Source organism: Verrucomicrobiota bacterium (assembly GCA_027622555.1).
GTDB lineage: Bacteria > Verrucomicrobiota > Verrucomicrobiia > Opitutales > UBA2995 > UBA2995.
The window spans coordinates 1-16,851 of sequence record JAQBYJ010000111.1; the positions used below are offsets into that span (position 1 = coordinate 1).

The window sequence follows — 16,851 nt, forward strand, 5'->3', positions numbered from 1 at the left end:
CCCATATGCTATGCCTATAACTCACACAGTTTTAAACCTTCACTGCCGCAAAGCGGCTTTGTTCAACATAGAAACATCACCACTAATTTTGTGGAAGCTTGCTTTTGCTGAATGAGGTAAAGCACAACAAAAGCGGAAACCGCAGCTATTCCTGGAAGTAACGTGTATTTGGTTATTCCACAGAGGCCAAGGATCAATCCAACAAGGATCAAATCCCGTTTAGATAGTGTCCTATAAAAGCACATCCAACGCCATGTTAAAACTACGGACAACAATAGAACCAGGCTGTCGTTAGTGACACCAGCTGCCGTCTGGCTAACCATGGGTATGGAGGCCACCATTGCCACAATCGATAAAGCGAGCAGATCGTTGTCAGAGTAAAGTTTGATCATTCGATAAAGAATGAAAAGAGCCAGAACCATCATGAATCCGTTACATACACGTCCCGCAAATAAGGGATATTCCACACTATCACCAAGGAAATCACCCACCCAATAAGACGGAATCATAATCAGATAATACAAAGGGGGATGTTGTGCGATCCAGTTATGCCCTGGCGGTAATTCTGTATTCCCTGCGATAGCATTCCACATGCCTTCGTCCACCTTTGTCTCCATCAGTACCGGGATGCCATTTCCGGTTGCCAGGTGCTTAATAAATGCCAAGTGGCCTACCTCATCAGCCACGTCCCAGGGAGGGATCACAAACACAGCAATAAAGACAAACTTCAACAGGCAACATGCCAATAAGAGCCAGAGACCCATGTGAACATTATTTGAATCCTTCACTACATCTAAATGGCTATCCTAAGCGTTTAGTCATCGCCTAAAATAGTTAAACTTTTGACTCGGTAGATACTTTGGGAAGGTAGTTTTTTGGACATTACTTAATAGCTGTAAGGTATAAGGCGGAGCCGAGAAGGCCCATAAAAACGTAATCAATTAAATGCTCAAAATTGTGAGAGAAAAATAGTTCCAGATAGCCTGCTTCCTTTTGGGCGAGCTCCAGAATTTCAACATTCCGCAAGGCCAATACAATATAAAGGGGGATAATCAAAGTTATCAAAAGAGAAAGTAGGAGTATGGGGATAAAACTTTTTTGGGACGGTTTGGATTCGGTCGAATTTCCAGCCGAACTTTTACTTTCCAGATAAAAACAAAGTCCCAGGATCAACGGCACACTCAAAGTGCCATGTGTTCCAATTTCGCGCAGCTGGTGAGCGAGATAAAGTGGATCCATGGCCCAAACAATTCTGAAACCTAACACGGCTGAAAGACAAAAGAACAATACCAACCATGCGAACAAGTATCTTGAGCCCGCACTGGGGCAATCACCTCTAACCTCCTCCCTGACGATCCTGAAGAATGAGCAGATTACCAGGCATTCAAAGGGGATGAAAAGCGAATGCAACAAATGGTTGTACCAATGACTTCCGTACACGAGCGTATCGCCACGAGTTTTGTATTGGGCCAGTTCGTACCAAACAGACAAAGGTCCGTTTTCTATTGTGCATAGAAAAATTGCAAGAATTGGCACAGTTGCTGTTACAATCCAGAGTATCCTAATTTTTCCAACGCCAGGTTTCCGAAAAACCGGCTCTCGATTCTTTGTACCAAGGAATAAAAAGCCACCCACACTGCCCAGGCACATTAAAATCGCTATGGGAACTTCCCGTAGAAAATGGGACAAATTTAACATGGATCCCAAAAACGTTTGTTCTCCGTCCTCATGCGTCACCTCACCAAACAGGAAAGCGGTCTTATAAACCCAAGCTATTCCTGCATAGGAAAAAATCAATTGTAATATAAAAACGGCAATAAGGAAACGCGCCGGACTCTTAAACAATGCTTTCATATCTGCTTTTGTAATCACGAATAGTCATTTTTGCATCACGCATTAAATCATGCGTGTGCGTATACTCAAAACGACCATTTCGTCCCAGGATAACCAGATTCTTGAAACTTCCCAGGTAATTGATTATCTCCCTGTTATAGATTGTCGATTCCTGACTTAAAACCGGGTAAGCATTGAACATACGTCGTACTTTATAATCAGATACATCGTTTTCTTCAAATAATCCGGATTCGGTTAGTTTGCGAATAACCGTTGTAGCCAAAGTAGCTTCTTCTTCACACCATACGTCGTCGTCCTCATAACAGGGTATCTCAACAACCAGGGACGTTTTGTCCTCCGGTGCCATGGCAGAACATCGATTCTTTGGCTCATATCCACGAGTGAAGGGGATATCAGGATCAGGAAAGTAGATGGAGGCATTTTCAGAAAGACTCTTTTTGTCGATAAAAAGTGCCACCAGAATCAGATTTCGAAATTTGATTTTCCGACTCAAACCGAGAATATGCTCAGGTAAGGCGGGTGAAAGTAAACGAACGAGTAAGCCCAAAGGCAAAGTGCTGAATACCTCGTCAACTTCAATCCAGGTATCGTTATTTATTTGGATAGAACGAATACTCCCGTTCCGATGTTTAATGGCGGTGATAGCTGACGCGGTTTCTATGCTTTTCCCGAGGTCGTTACCCGCCAATGCATCCATCGGTTACCATAGCCGTTTGTGGGATAATAAAAGACACCGTCCAGGTGAGTCGTTTTTGTTTTGGATCCTCCTATAGCTTCCAACAGGAATGTTTTAAGATCGAGACCCTTGAGACGATTTCCCGCCGCTTTAGGTGAAAGTTGGTTAGGGTCTATGCCCCACAATTTTTTTGAATAATTTAATAAAAACCGATCAGCAAGATAGGCACCATATTTACTCCGGCTCATACTCTCAAAAGAACCGTCTTTCGTATTTTGAAACAATCGCCCGTGAACAAAAGATATAAAAGCCCGCAGTACTTCAATAAAACCCATCCTCGAGGCCAAATTAAAAGGTGAAAGCGGAAAATCGATAAACTTCCCATTGGAATAAATCTGGCTTAGAGCATTTATCTTCTGAATACGGTTTTGCATTAGATTCAGAATATCGGAAGTAATTTCGCTATCTTTGTCATGAAAGCGATGCGCACCTGAGTCATAGGAAAAATCACCTGATCGAAACGTGATCGCATTTCCTCCAACCCGATTATTCGCTTCGAATAATTTGTAACCAATTCCCGCCTCCCGCGCGTAATGCGACAATGCGAGTTCGGCAGGTCCTCCTCCAAGAATAGTGATTTCCTGCCCCATCAGTTGATGTTTATTTTGGATGTGGATGCACCATTGCTGTCCGACTCACGAATTCTTAAACTGAGATTAAAGATCGAAATCACGAGGGCGAAAAAATTCGCCAGAATCCCGATAATATCCCGATTACCAAAATAGAAATACACGATTAAAAGGAGACTGCCTGTTATGCTGAAATACCAGAAGTGAATAGGGAAAGTCGAAACACCCATTTTTTTGGAAAACCAGATTTGTATCGCCCAGCGCATTATAAAACAGCCAATTCCTACAAACCCAACCACGTGCCATAAAGAGAAGTTTTCAAAAGTGCTTATCAAAGAATTCATAGATACGTCTTCAAACGTTTCAAGTGAAGAGGAGAAGGTAAATACTTTAATATTGAACCAAGAAATAAATCGCCAGAGTCAGAAAAGAAAAATGTCCGTTTAACTATTGAAATAGGACTTCTGAATTAGTGGACTATCACAATGACTCTTGATGCTATTCATGTATTCAAATTGCGCATCTTCGATCTTTGGGACACAAATAAGTCCACAATTGCTGCCAACTTAATTTATGTCTCCTAAAACACCCTTAATCTTTTTCATGCTTCTTTCATTGGGCAGGACGTATGCACAAGAACCACTCAACCTTGCCTCGCCTGAAAAACATTCCTACATTGAAATAGAAGGAAATAGAGACGTCCATGCGTTCACGGATGCAGAAGTCAACGAAGGCCGGGTCTATGATTTTTATCAGCGACAGGCGGACTATTATATGAAGCAGGAATCCTTTCCCGAAATACTGCCAGCATTTCCAGGGCTTGATGCAGGGCTTCATGGCCACTGGGGTCTACATAGCGAGAATGACGGAGAAGACGGTCGCTGGAACAATATCGAAATGGGTCCTGTTTGGAGACAATCTGTTCGCTACGAACAACTCAATTTTGGAAAAGGGGTTTCCGCCCATTTAGGTGAAGCAGGAAGCATGGGAATTAGCTTTGACCCACTTTCGCTTAGCTATCGCTGCGTTTGGGAAGGCGGTTTTATTAATTTTGATCCCTGGAGATGGGGAACCTCACGAAATGCCCTTCCGGACGGAGATATGTGGTTTACCGATAACGATCCATCACTGGCATGGACCGTTGAATCAAAAGAGGCGAACTATACCTACCACGGTTACTATCGATTCGAGGATCGAATAATTTTCTCTTATGAAGTAAACGGAAAGCAAGTTCTGGATTCTCCTTGGTCGACAATGCAAAATGGAAAACCGATTCTACTTCGGACACTACACTTCCCTGATGGGTTTTCGGGAGGCCGTCATCGGTTAGGAACAATACCGAAGAATAAAGTAGTTGTTACTCATTTCAAAAAAGTCGCTGTAAACATTGAGAATGGTATCTATTGGTTGGATCTTCCAAAACTTCCACCAGAATCGCGCATCGGTATCGCCATCGGCAATACTGGATTCGTCAAAGATACTCATGCGAACGATGCTGCGGATGCACCATTATCAGAATTTCTAAATGGAGGTAACATTCAATGGCCTCAAAGCATAACCTTAAAAGGTTCCCTTGCGGCTAAGAATAATAATGGTGCCTATGTTTTGGATACCATTCCGGTCCCTTTCGATAACCCGTTTAAAAGCGTCATGCAACTCTCCGGGATCGCGTTCCTGAAAGATGGCTCCGCATTGGTCAGTTCACTGACAGGGGAGGTATGGAAGGTCACCGGACTTGATGAATCTCTCCGAAAAGTTACCTGGAAACGTTTCGCTACCGGTCTCAATCAACCCATGGGTATCCACATCGATGACGATGGCGTATTCGTAATGGAACGTGGTCAAATCACCCGACTCCTTGATCTAAACCGTGACGGCGAAGCAGATTTTTACGAAAACTGGGCTAACGACTTTGACGGACGAGATAAAAGCCATAGCCATTCGTTTGGACTCGTTCGAGCACAGGACGGGGCCTTTTACTTTGTTAACTGGAAAGATGTTTATCGCACAGGATCCGATCGGAAGACCGACCTTTTCGCTTACGGTGTCCGCAACTGCATGGGCGTCGGTATCGATGCTCAAGGCCGCGTATTGGTTGGACCCCAAGAAGGCACGGATACACCTGCTTCCATGGTCATCGAGGTCCAACAGGGAGAATTCTACGGACACCCCGGAGACGGTCCCGTTTCCACAATCGCTGCCCCACTCTGCTTCATTCCGCGAGGAATTGATAATTCTACTGGAGGATTTATTGCGGCGACAAGCGAACAATGGGGACCTCTCAATAATCACACTATTGGACTATCTTATGGATACTCCACTCACTACCTTGTCTTGAGAGACGATTCCACTTCCGTTCCTCAGGGTGCCACAGTTCCGCTGGATGGCGATTTTTCAAGTGGCATAATGCGAGGTGCGTTCTCCCCCAAGGATGGACAACTTTATACGGTAGGCATGGATGGTTGGGGGGATTACTCGGTTACAGATGGTTGTCTTCAACGCGTCCGTTATACAGGACAACCCTTTCGCAAGCCGATTGGGTTTCAGGTTCATTCCAATGGTATACGCATTGATTTTACTATCCTGTTGGATAAGTCTATCTCTACCGATCCAAACAATTTCTTTGTTCAGCAATGGGATTATGAGTACGCCAAGCGTTACGGTTCGCCAGAATTCTCTCATCGAACACCAGACTCTTTGGGTCACGATCCTGTAAAGGTCCGCTCAGTTGTACTTCTCAATTCGGGAAAATCGCTTTTCCTCGAGATGCCCGATATCGAGCCAGTAATGCAAATGCACATTCGTATGCATGGGGCCGAAAGCGATGGGAAAACATTCAAAACCGATTTGTTTCCATCGATCCTTCAACTAGGAAAGCATTTTGACGCTCCAGGAATTATCACAGCGGTAGAACACAAACACTCAACCATTCATCTGCGCATCGACAATCCCACAAGCTCCAGCATTGTAACGGAATCAGGATCATTCATAGAAGGCGAAAGAACCATCGTCCTTAAAGCAGGCAACACTTTACAATTCGATTTAAACCTGATCGAAGCCACTGCGGGAGAAGCTATCAAACTGATTTTCGAAAATCCGGATATCATGCCTCACAACGTTGTTTTTGTTACCGAGGGAAATCTAAAGAAAGTGGGTGATCTATCTTTCTCGATGCTAAACGACCCGAAAGCTGCTGATAAACACTACACACCCGAAGTCCCTGAGGTCATTGCCAACACCTTCATCGTTCAGCCTGGTGGCAAACACACTCTCCATTTCCAGGCTCCTAAAGAACCCGGCGATCACCACTTCGTCTGTACCTTCCCTGGCCATTGGTTGACGATGAACGGGGCATTTAGAGTTACCAAAGAATGAGATAATCGCCCAAGCCTTTCTCACCTGATTGATGATTCAAACTCTAAAATATTTTGAGTTATTTTGTCCATGGCAGGTTGAAAATTGCCCTATGTGAATCCGGTCTAAAGAAAAAGATTGAGATCTTAGCGAAGCTCAATTATGAAATGCTTGATGATTCCCACGCGTTGCATATACTTCCAATCGCCGTCGTAACCTATGGAACTACGTAAAGCATTAGAACAGGAGACTGTAGCCAATGTTGGCCATAGAAAACCGGTTGCTGTCCAAGAGACATCTTCGGTCCGCGAAGCCGTTAATCGCATGCGTCAAGAAACAACCGGCTGTCTGCTCGTCGTGAACGGAGTAAAACTTTCAGGTATATTCACTGAGCGTGACTTATTAACTAAGGTCATTGGAAAAGAAGGTGCATTCGATCTTCCAATCACAGAATTCATGACCCCTAACCCAACAGTAGCAAACGCTGATGAACCAATTCATAAAGTACTTACGCGAATGCAAAATTGCGGAATTCGGCATCTACCCATAATCAATGCTGGTGGTCTTCCGGTTGGAATGATCTCCGTGAGAACCGTCGTCCATTTTCTTGCAGATTATCATCCTACCGCAGTTTACAATCTACCTCCAGCACCCCATCATTTCCCATCAAGCCAAGGAGGAGGGTAAATTAAGAAGAAGTTATGATTTGTCCCTATTGTCATTTCAGCAATATCACCGGTGCCGACAGCTGCGAAAACTGCTCACAGGATCTGACCAGTCACGAAGCTCCGCTTTCCGTTTCAGATGTTGGAAAAAGCATCATGGAGAATGCACTATCGACGCTTAACCCAAAGACGCCGATAATCATCCCCCCCACGACAACCGTGGCCGAGGCAGTAAACCTCCTTCGAGGGAAACACATCGGTTGCGTTCTCATAGGAACGGCAGACAAGATAGTCGGAGTATTTAGTGAGCGTGATGTGCTTATTCGTGTAGGAGAGAAGTACGAAGAATCAGCGGACCAACCAGTAACCAGGTATATGACGATTGATCCTGAGCAGCTGGATATTAATACTCCCATTGCTTTTGCGCTCAATCGAATGTCGGTTGGCCATTTTCGCCACCTCCCCGTCACGTCCAAAGGGCAACTTGTCGGCATCATATCAATACGAGACATCCTAAGCTTTCTGAGCGAATGGTACCCGGACCTGATTCCGATGAAACACTGATTGTGCTTCTCGTTTAGAAGAATAATATAACAGAACTGAATTTATTGGACCGTGCCATCCAAAATCGGAAAGGGAAATTCTTTACTTACCGTACGGTGGTCCCGCATGAGTAACTCTAACGCAGCCACAATCTTCGGATGCTGAGCTGACACATCGCGAATTTCGGCAAGATCGTCCTTCAGGTTGTAGAGTTCCGTCTTTACAACCGGCACCGCTTTTCCTCGCGGCATCAGTTTCTGGCGCACCGCCTTCCAATCGCCGACGCGGATGGACTGTTGGCCTTCATAAGCGGGAAATTCACGATATAAATAATGTCGTTCCAATTGGGTCTCTCCCAAAAGCGTTGGTGCGAAACTGATTCCATCGATTCCTCCAGGCACCTTCCCATTCCCTGCCAAATCTGCCAATGTAGGCATCCAGTCCTCAAAACCCGTTACCCTTTCCGAAACAGTTCCGGCAGAAATATGTCCTTTCCAGCGTACGACACAAGGCACGCGAATGCCACCTTCGTAAAGCGTTCCTTTGCCATCGCGTAGTCCTCCATGGGAGTTGAAGAAAATACTATCTGTGCCTGCCAACCCCTCATGAGTACCATGAGTTGGACCATTGTCGCTGGTGAAAACAAAGATCGTGTCTTCATCGAGGCCGAGTTCTTCCACCAAATCTATGGCCCGGCCGATGTCCCTATCCATGCGGGTGATCATAGCTGCATAGGCAGCCCGGGGTTTGAAGTGAGGAATGTAACCTTTTCCACCCCTGTAGGGAGGATCCTCCCACTCACCGATATATTCCTGCAGCGAGTCTTCCGGGACCTGCAACGCCAAATGCGGCACCGTGGTTGGCCAGTAGAGAAAGAAGGGTTTGTCTTTGTTATCCCGGATAAAATTCAGCGCCTCTTCGGCAATCAGATCCGCTGAATACTCATTGCCCTCGAAACGTTTGTAACTCGCCGGATTGTTGGGATCTTCATCCGGACGAAAGGTGTCGTGGGCAGAAAATGGCGTATTATCGAGCTCGATGGTCTTGTCGTCGTCCCAAAGGTAGGTCGGATAAAAATTATGCGCGACGCTCTGACAATTGTAACCAAACCAGCGATTAAAACCCTGCCTTAAAGGAGCCCCAGTTGAGTCGGGCCCGCCAAGTCCCCATTTTCCAAATCCACCGGTCACGTATCCTGACGTTTGCAGCACCTCCGGAATCGTCACCTCTTCGTCCGGAATCGGAAACTGACCCTCGACTTCGGGCCTGCCGATGACATTCCCCTGCCCCATTCCGCGGTTGTTTCGCACGTAGGCGTGACCCGGATCTTTTCCCGTCATCAGCACGCACCGCGAAGGGGCGCAAACTGCAGTTCCCGCATAGTGCGAAATGAACTTCATCCCCTCTGCCGCAATTCGGTCCACGTTAGGAGTTCGGATCTTTTCCTGCCCGTAACAACCCAGATCACCATAGCCCAGATCATCTGCAACGATAAAGACGATGTTGGGGGACCGGGCCACAAGCATCTGGGCGAGACTCAGAAGAATTACTAAGCCAAAGAGGAAAGAAGAATAGAAGTGCTTCATGAGGACGAAGTCTGAAGCAAGGTTTTGAAAAAATAAAGGTCCATGTTTTGTCACTAAGATGAAAGAGCCTAGTTTCTTTCTACGGGGTTGTTTTCATCGAAAACAAATGTAGGACCGACTTTAGTCGGGAATCCGGGATTCACGAATCGCGGGCTCCATCCGTCGCTTTCAACGTCCGCCGCTGTTCAAGGGCTCTGGCGAGACACGTTGGAAGACTGAAGAAAACGTTCTTACACTTTGCGCTCAAGACCGGAAAGACGTGCAGCAAAATGCTGCACAGGCTTCCGAACCTAATCTTTATACCCCATTTTGCGGCGAATCAAAAATCCACCCCAATGATTTTGTCATTCATGATTCTGTCTTTTTATTAACAGAATCATGGTTGTTTTGATCCCCTTGAAGGAGTAACTGGACAGTTCGCTTGAGGTCTCGGTTTTCATTGGAGCCGTGAATACGGTTTCGTAAATGCAAGCTAAATAAACCCTTCCCAGCCACCAAAGATTTCCTGCCACAACTTATCGATTTCTTCCTTCGACTCTTCCGGGACAGTTGGCTGGAACGGCATTACTTCGACATTCGCCAATGTGTTTATACTCAGGCATGCAGCCTGGATGAGTTTAGCACATAGCGGAATGCTGACACGAGCCAGCGTGTCGTCCGGGCGATGGTGAAAGAAGCGACCCGAGGTACAATTTGAACGGCCAAGATAGACTCCCGGAATACCAGCTGCAGCAAAAGGGAATTGGTCGGTGTAGGGAACGATTTCGTGCTTAACAGCAAGGTATTCATCCTGATCCATGAAGAATCGATTTAAATAGTCACCCATTTCCTTAGAGCCGCAGCAGGTGAGTTCCGACCAGCCCATTAAGGAGCCAAAAGAATCGAAATTGAACATGAAACCTCCTCGCTCTTTCAATTCCTTCCGCCTCTGTCTCACATAAAATGAACTGCCGACGGATAGCTGTTCTTCTGCGCCAAAGCTGATCAAACGAATTGTACGCTTGCGCGGCAGTTTTGCCAGTGCCTGGGTTATCGCCAACATGGCAGCAACTCCTGTGGCGTTATCGTCCGCACCAACTGAATTCGCCTGGGTATCATGATGGGCGCCGACAAAAAGTATTTCAGAGTTCGGGTCCGATCCAGGCAACTCCGCGATGATATTTGAAGATGAGCTCCTTCGCATTTCTCCCTGAACACAAAGTTTTGCCGCACTTGCATCCTCCTGTCTCCACCTCCACGCGTCCAAAAATGCAACACTGGCAATGGTCATCGCCCCGTGCTTGTGGATGTATGCTGGGAACATGCCGTCCGACGTTGCTACCGTGCCAGGGAAACGGACATCTACGAACAGAACAAACGCCGGCTTCGCATCAAACAAACGTTTATAATTTCCGGATTTCTCAATGTGGCTTCCCAGGTGTACCACCGCTTTCCCCGTGAGAAAGGAGAGATCTTTTCGCTGGTAGTCGGTCTGTGAGGAAAAGAACACAATCGGCACCTCAATTGTTTTACCATCGGTGCCCAAGGCATTCCCCAACAGAGAGCACGAGAAGGAATGCCACTTCCCGGCCAGCTCAACAAGGAGTGTCTCTTTTTCTACAGCTCGCTCTTGAATAGGAAACTCTTCAATCAGTATTTGGGCACCATAGTCATTCAATTCGGCTGCGATATAGCTTTCGGCACGTTTCTCTCCCGTTGAACCTGCCAGACGAACACCTATACTTTCAGACAACATTTTGATGTGTCTTTCAACAGCATCAGGAGAAATACGAATCTGGTTTTCTATATGCATTGAATCCAACTAATCGCCCTCACCAATCGTTACCTTGAAGATGAATATCCCCGGTAGGAAACGTAATTCTTGTCAGAGGATAATACATGGCAATGTTCTTGTCCGGAAGTACGCATTCTTTTCCGGATACATCAACATGAATAATACGCTTATTCGGCAAATTGGCCCAGCCGCACTGTTCATAAACTTTTTCAATTACAGGGATGCAAAACAGAAGGCCATAATCATAACCCAATTCACCTGCCCTCTTTGTAACCTCTTTCATGAGTGCGTCGCAGAGTCCCTTTCCTCTGAACTCGGGCAACACAAATATATTCTGCATGCCAGCAACACGGACCATCTGGTCTCCGATCCGAATATTTCTATCGATTACACCGACATGGGAAATGATGCGGTTACTCTCCTCTGAATATAAACTCCATGCGGGAAAGGAATTGTGCCACCCGCGAGATAGTGAAAAGGCCACCCGGTCATCCGGAAAACACAAACACAGGCTGTCTTTTATCTTCTTATCCAGCTCCGGGCCTATGTCTCGTTCGTTAACTAGCGTTATGTTCATACTTTCAAAGAAAAGTGACTTAATTGAAATTGCCTAAAAATACATAAGCTTCTCCGTCGATCGGATAAATCCGATTGGAGACATCAAGGCAAATCCAGAGCATGTGACAACCGAGAAGGATGGCAACTGATCTCAGAGATTTTTAGAGTTCGCTCTGCTAAAAATTGAACAGAAAACTTGATATACCCTTGAAGGAGAGGAGCTAGTCTTGAAACATGGCCTCAATTCCCGCTAACTCAGCAAATTAATCGGCCATCTATGTTTAAATTAATCAGACTTATCCTTCCACTGTGCTTTATCCTTACTTCGATAACCGCTGGAATTTCAAAAAAGCCTGATAAGCTCAACGTCCTCTTTATCGCCTCGGACGATCTGACCAGTGCGATTGGTTGTTATGGCGACCCTGTGGCGGTTACACCCAACCTGGATCGCCTTTCCGAAATGGGAGTTCGGTTTGACAACGCCTACTGCCAACTACCGCTTTGCAATCCTACTCGTGCTTCCCTGATGACAGGTCTTCGTCCAGACACCATCAAGGTGTACGATCTAGAAGTCCATTTCAGAGATGCCGTTCCTGATGCTGTCACCCTTCCTCAATTGTTTCAGACCGAAGGTTACAAGGCGATGCGCGTTGGAAAAATATATCACTACGGTGTACCCGCGCAGATTGGCACCAACGGACTCGACGATCCAGCTTCCTGGAACCAGGTGGTAAATCCAAAGGGTCGCGACAAGGATGAAGAACATCTCATCACTAACCTCGAGCCGCATCGACAAATCAGCGCGGCTCTCAGTTGGTTGGCAGCCGAAGGAACCGACGAAGAACAAACCGACGGTATGATTGCGACCGAAGCCATTAAACTGATGAAGGAGAACAAAGATCGCCCGTTCTTTTTAGCCGCCGGATTCTTTCGCCCACACACACCCTATGTCGCTCCAAAAAAATATTGGGACCTCTACCCTATTGAAACAATCAAGATGCCCTATGCACCGGAAGATGATCGAGCAGACATCCCGAAGGTGGCATTTGCCCACAACAACCCGGTTCCCAATTACAATCTGGCTGTTGAGGATGTTCTCAGAGCAAAACAGGCCTATTATGCGAGTGTCAGTTTTGTGGATGCACAAGTGGGCCGTTTACTGGATGCCCTGGAAGACTTGGGACTGGCGGAAAACACCGTTATAGCTTTCTGGAGTGACCACGGCTATCATCTTGGTGAACACAACGGCATCTGGCAGAAACGCTGTTTATTTGAAGAATCCGCTTCTGCTCCTCTGATCATTTATGCTCCAGGTCAAAAAGGAAACGGAAAGGCCAGCGAGCAGATTGTTGAGTTTGTGGATATTTACCCGACTATCGCCGAGCTTTGCGGACTTGAATCTCCCAAAGAAATCGAAGGTAAAAGCCTGGTTCCATTGCTCAAGAACCCAGCCAGGAAGTGGAAAGGTGACGCCTTCACACAAGTCCTGCGACCAGGCGATGGATTACCCGTTATGGGAGCAACTATTCGAACCGATCGCTGGCGCTACACCGAATGGAATGAAGGAGAACAAGGTGCAGAACTCTACGACCATGCTAACGATCCACACGAATTTAAAAACCTCGCATCTCAAGAAGAACACCAACAAACCATTCGCAAACTAAGCGAAAAGCTGAGAGCAACCGTAAACGGCCAGGTACCCACTTCTCCTTTCAGTCTACCGCGACTTTAACTCCTGATATTGACACTTATGAAATTACGACCACTCGGCTCAAGCGGCCTCCTCGTTTCCCCTGTGTGCCTCGGCACTATGACATTCGGTTCCCCCGTTGAAGAAGCAGATGCCATTAAAATCACCCATGGTGCCATTGACCTGGGCATCAACTTTATCGATACAGCAAATGTTTACGAAGGGTACAGTCGCTATCTTGGCTCCTCTGGTGGGGTGGCTGAAGAAATTCTGGGAAAGGCACTCGCCGATCGAAGAGACAAAGTCGTTTTGGCTACGAAAGTAGGAGCGCCTCTTGGGCCCGGACCACAAGACATGGGACTGTCTCCGTCCACTATCGGCCGCGAACTGGACGCCAGTCTCAAACGGTTGAAGACTGATTACATAGACCTTTACATTCTCCACTGGCCAGATGCACACACTCCACTTGAAACAACTCTGAGCGCTATTGAAACGGCCGTTCGCCAGGGCAAAGTGAGGTCCTTTGGAGTATCGAATCATTTTGCCTTCGACTTGTGCGAGTTGCTTTGGATCGCCGACAAGTATGGGTGGCCAAAACCTGTGTCCTCGCAAATTCCCTACAGCATGCTGAAAAGAGGGTTCAATACCGATTTGGAGTTTTGCGAGAAACATAACATTGGTGTTACGCCCTACCAAATACTCGAGGGCGGACTGCTGACCGGAAAATACAAGCGTGGACAGGCGATTCCGGAAGGTTCGCGCATGCAGGAAAACCCAAATTGGATTTCTAATCCTGATGAGACAATCTACGATCAACTGGAGGCCACCGAGGCACTGGCAATGGAAGCCGGGGTACCTTTCTCGCAATATACCGTAGCCTGGACCTTGGCGCAGCAGGCCCTGGCATCCGTGGTGCTGGGAGTGAAGAGCTTAAAACAGGTGGAGGACGCCGTTGCTGGGGCCCAAGTTTGTCTGCCCAGGGACATTCTGGACAAGCAGGATAAAATAACCCCTGCTCCCCACAGACACAGCGCTCCCTTTTCAAGACCTGCCAAATAGTGCCATTGGCTAGTTCCTGTTTTTGGAATCGAATCCCAACAGAATTCTTATTGCACGTTAAGGTCCTTCCAGGTAAATGATTGAAGGGTAAACAACTTGTTCGGTGTTAACGAAATATAGAAATCGATAAAATTTATGACCGATAAAGATGAATTGAATGGATTGCTGGACCAATGGAAAGGTGTTCCAGCCATGGATCCGCAAATTAAGCACAAAGTTTGGACACGCATTGCCGCAGCCGATTCCAATGAAACCAGCAACATACCTGATTGGTTAAATGGCTTGGCCAGTGCCCTTTCACAACCATTGGGAGTTTCCGTTTTCTTCGCGGCTTGTATAGGAATCGGATTACTGACAGCAGAAATCAGGGTTTCTAAAGCAAAAAGTGTCCAATTAGAAGAACTGGCCCAGAACTACGTCCATCTTGTAGTTTCTCAGGCTAAACTGACTGAAGGAGAAGCGATCAAATGAAAAAGGCACTTGTTACCGTCATTATTGGTTTAACTGCTGGTTTGTTGACTCAATCCATTTACTTTAACTCTTTCAAACCCTGCGACGACAATTCGTTAGAATGCCAGCTTAGCTGGATCCAGGAATACCTTTCACTTTCAGACCAACAATTCGAAGTTGTGGTCGCCATGCATCGAGACCACCAACCCAAAATCAATCGTCTCGAAAATGAAATTCAAAATCTTGAAAACAGACTGGCTGCACTGGAGGAAGAACGAATTGAAAAGAACCAAATCGATTTTATCGCATTTTATAGTTACCTGCAGAGAAAAGTAGACCTCGACAAAACGCGTGATTCTTCTACCGAAAATTTTCTTACTCAAGTCAGGGAAGTATTAAACCCAGAACAGAAAGTCCGTTTTGCTAATCTGTTAAACGAATTTAAGACGAGTTTGAGGGAAGAAACCTAATCGCGCCAAGCTCCCCTATCAAATGCCGTATGATACTCAGACCGACCTGCAACTCTTGGAGGAACTTAAAAACGGTCGAGACGCCGCTCTCAATGAAATTATCGAGCGATGGGAAAAGCCATTAACACGTTTTGCATGGCGTTACGTACAGAATGAGACAGACGCACGGGACCTGGTGCAGGAAGCGTTTGTAAAGGTGTACAAAAACAGAAATCGCTTTAGACCCAATACACGCCTTTCAGCGTGGATGTTTACCACCCTGGCAAATCAATGTCGTAACTTTGGTCGATGGAAAAAGCGTCACCCCACAGTTGCTTTGTTAAACATGTCTGACGAAGGGGACCAGGATACCAGATTCGGCGTCTACATTGATCCAGTTGAACCGTCCTCATCCCCAGATCAAACGGCAGAGACACAGGATATGGTTTATCTGTTACGTGAGTCCGTTTCCAGACTACCCCATGACCTCAAAACAACACTGCTTCTTTATCAATACGAAGGCCTTTCCTATAAGGAAATATCAGACATTCTCGGATGCACTCCCAAAGGAGTAGAAACACGGCTCTATCGCACCAGAAAGAAGTTGCGAAGAATATTGGAAACAAAGATGGGTGAAAGAGAAAGGACTACGCCCTTCAAAGATCGAGCTGTGAGTTAAGCAGATTCGCAAATTAGGTTTCTCAAATACGACGATGCGTTTTTTCACCTGATGGACTCAACGAACAGTCAGCCTACTCAGACTTGTCCGAGAACACAAATATCTGCCTCACTTGTATGGTAGCAGGTTTCCCTTTCACTGTGGGAGCTTTGAATTTCCAATTTTCTACCGCATGCAGAGCCGCCATACCAAAACTCTGATGAGAATAATCCGTAAGGTGTGGCATTCTTGTTTTACCCGCTTCATCCACATAGAAAATTACAGTGGCGCTTCCATCTATTCCTTGATCCTTAAATTCTTCTGGAAAGAAAGGCTGTCCCATAACTTCTGGCTTAAGGCCTTCATCTAAATCCTCGAAGTCGTATAAACGTTTTGAATCCCTGAACTTGTCGAATTTCAGAAAAGAGGCTGCCGCTTCCTGCATACTCACCGAAAAGACTCCACGTTTATCATCAAAATTGAAAATAAGCGGCTTTATGGAGCCTACTGGCTCGCCGTTCAGCTTTGCCGGTTGAAAGGTCCATTTTCGCACAGAGTCATCGGCAAGCCTGCCGAACTCAGGATGAGTAAAGGATTCTTGGTACACATCCACAATAGTGCCCGTTTCATCGACATTGATAATGATGGTAGCCTGCCCGTCATAAATGCCTTCAAATGTCATCTTCATTGGATAAGCCGGCAAATCCATCTTGAGGATTTTGAGAGATTCATAGTTCTCTAACCCGACTTGCGCCGTCACCTTAAGTGAAACGAATAAGACGCCTAACAGAATCGATAGTGTAGCTTTCATGACTATTAACCATTTGAAGATTATTGTTCCGCCGCGTTTTTTAGTTTTTGTCCTAAAATCGAGTTCAATTACACTACATACAATTGGCCTGTATT

General features: G+C 46.2%; 17 protein-coding genes. 8 read left to right on the top strand and 9 right to left on the bottom strand.

Features of this window, described 5'->3' with window-relative positions:
* Nucleotides 1–62 precede the first annotated feature (62 nt).
* The 5 genes from O3C43_20610 to O3C43_20630 form a co-directional block, all read right to left on the bottom strand.
* Nucleotides 63–764 carry a DUF2142 domain-containing protein gene (locus O3C43_20610; protein MDA1068895.1) on the bottom strand — a complete coding sequence of 234 codons (702 nt, stop codon included), beginning with the start codon at nt 762–764 and terminating at the stop codon, nt 63–65.
* A 118-nt stretch (nt 765–882) separates the two neighbouring features.
* Complete coding sequence (locus O3C43_20615; GenBank protein MDA1068896.1) at nt 883–1,872, bottom strand: hypothetical protein; 990 nt, start codon at nt 1,870–1,872, stop codon at nt 883–885.
* A complete protein-coding gene (locus O3C43_20620) occupies nt 1,838–2,551 on the bottom strand; it encodes a hypothetical protein (protein ID MDA1068897.1) in 714 nt (237 codons plus the stop codon). Before O3C43_20620 ends, O3C43_20615 begins: the two co-directional genes overlap by 35 nt.
* Nucleotides 2,512–3,180: an NAD(P)-binding protein gene (locus O3C43_20625; protein MDA1068898.1), complete on the bottom strand. Its 669-nt coding sequence runs from the start codon at nt 3,178–3,180 to the stop codon at nt 2,512–2,514. The genes O3C43_20620 and O3C43_20625 overlap by 40 nt, the downstream gene beginning before the upstream one ends.
* Nucleotides 3,180–3,503 (bottom strand): lipid-A-disaccharide synthase N-terminal domain-containing protein, encoded by a 324-nt coding sequence (locus O3C43_20630; GenBank protein ID MDA1068899.1) that lies wholly within the window; start codon nt 3,501–3,503, stop codon nt 3,180–3,182. The genes O3C43_20625 and O3C43_20630 overlap by 1 nt, the downstream gene beginning before the upstream one ends.
* A 229-nt stretch (nt 3,504–3,732) precedes the next feature.
* On the opposite strand from O3C43_20630, the gene O3C43_20635 reads away from it, so the two are divergent.
* The 3 genes from O3C43_20635 to O3C43_20645 all read left to right on the top strand — a co-directional run bounded on the left by O3C43_20635 (nt 3,733) and on the right by O3C43_20645 (nt 7,742).
* A complete protein-coding gene (locus O3C43_20635) occupies nt 3,733–6,534 on the top strand; it encodes a plastocyanin/azurin family copper-binding protein (GenBank protein ID MDA1068900.1) in 2,802 nt (933 codons plus the stop codon).
* Nucleotides 6,535–6,732: 198 nt separating this feature from the next.
* Nucleotides 6,733–7,200 carry a CBS domain-containing protein gene (locus O3C43_20640; protein MDA1068901.1) on the top strand — a complete coding sequence of 156 codons (468 nt, stop codon included), beginning with the start codon at nt 6,733–6,735 and terminating at the stop codon, nt 7,198–7,200.
* Nucleotides 7,201–7,214: 14 nt separating this feature from the next.
* Nucleotides 7,215–7,742 carry a CBS domain-containing protein gene (locus O3C43_20645; protein ID MDA1068902.1) on the top strand — a complete coding sequence of 176 codons (528 nt, stop codon included), beginning with the start codon at nt 7,215–7,217 and terminating at the stop codon, nt 7,740–7,742.
* A gap of 41 nt (nt 7,743–7,783) precedes the next feature.
* On the opposite strand, the gene O3C43_20650 is transcribed toward O3C43_20645, so the two are convergent.
* From O3C43_20650 to O3C43_20660, 3 genes are all read right to left on the bottom strand, one after another.
* Nucleotides 7,784–9,307: an arylsulfatase gene (locus O3C43_20650; GenBank protein ID MDA1068903.1), complete on the bottom strand. Its 1,524-nt coding sequence runs from the start codon at nt 9,305–9,307 to the stop codon at nt 7,784–7,786.
* 472 nt (nt 9,308–9,779) lie between these two features.
* Complete coding sequence (locus tag O3C43_20655; GenBank protein ID MDA1068904.1) at nt 9,780–11,099, bottom strand: M28 family metallopeptidase; 1,320 nt, start codon at nt 11,097–11,099, stop codon at nt 9,780–9,782.
* A gap of 19 nt (nt 11,100–11,118) precedes the next feature.
* Nucleotides 11,119–11,658 carry a GNAT family N-acetyltransferase gene (locus O3C43_20660; protein ID MDA1068905.1) on the bottom strand — a complete coding sequence of 180 codons (540 nt, stop codon included), beginning with the start codon at nt 11,656–11,658 and terminating at the stop codon, nt 11,119–11,121.
* A 258-nt stretch (nt 11,659–11,916) separates the two neighbouring features.
* Between O3C43_20660 and O3C43_20665 the strand changes: the two genes are divergently transcribed.
* The 5 genes from O3C43_20665 (at nt 11,917) to O3C43_20685 (ending at nt 15,966) form a co-directional block, all read left to right on the top strand.
* Complete coding sequence (locus O3C43_20665; GenBank protein ID MDA1068906.1) at nt 11,917–13,371, top strand: sulfatase; 1,455 nt, start codon at nt 11,917–11,919, stop codon at nt 13,369–13,371.
* An 18-nt stretch (nt 13,372–13,389) separates the two neighbouring features.
* Nucleotides 13,390–14,388, top strand: coding sequence for an aldo/keto reductase (locus O3C43_20670; GenBank protein MDA1068907.1), 999 nt, complete (start codon nt 13,390–13,392; stop codon nt 14,386–14,388).
* Between the two features lie 135 nt (nt 14,389–14,523).
* Complete coding sequence (locus O3C43_20675) at nt 14,524–14,859, top strand: hypothetical protein (GenBank protein MDA1068908.1); 336 nt, start codon at nt 14,524–14,526, stop codon at nt 14,857–14,859.
* Nucleotides 14,856–15,308, top strand: coding sequence for a hypothetical protein (locus O3C43_20680; GenBank protein ID MDA1068909.1), 453 nt, complete (start codon nt 14,856–14,858; stop codon nt 15,306–15,308). The genes O3C43_20675 and O3C43_20680 overlap by 4 nt, the downstream gene beginning before the upstream one ends.
* A gap of 22 nt (nt 15,309–15,330) precedes the next feature.
* The gene (locus tag O3C43_20685; protein ID MDA1068910.1) at nt 15,331–15,966 is read left to right on the top strand and encodes an RNA polymerase sigma factor; all 636 of its coding nucleotides are present in this window, start codon (nt 15,331–15,333) and stop codon (nt 15,964–15,966) included.
* A 73-nt stretch (nt 15,967–16,039) separates the two neighbouring features.
* Here the strand turns inward: O3C43_20685 and O3C43_20690 are convergent, their stop codons facing one another.
* Nucleotides 16,040–16,756: a TonB family protein gene (locus O3C43_20690; GenBank protein MDA1068911.1), complete on the bottom strand. Its 717-nt coding sequence runs from the start codon at nt 16,754–16,756 to the stop codon at nt 16,040–16,042.
* Nucleotides 16,757–16,851 lie beyond the last annotated feature (95 nt).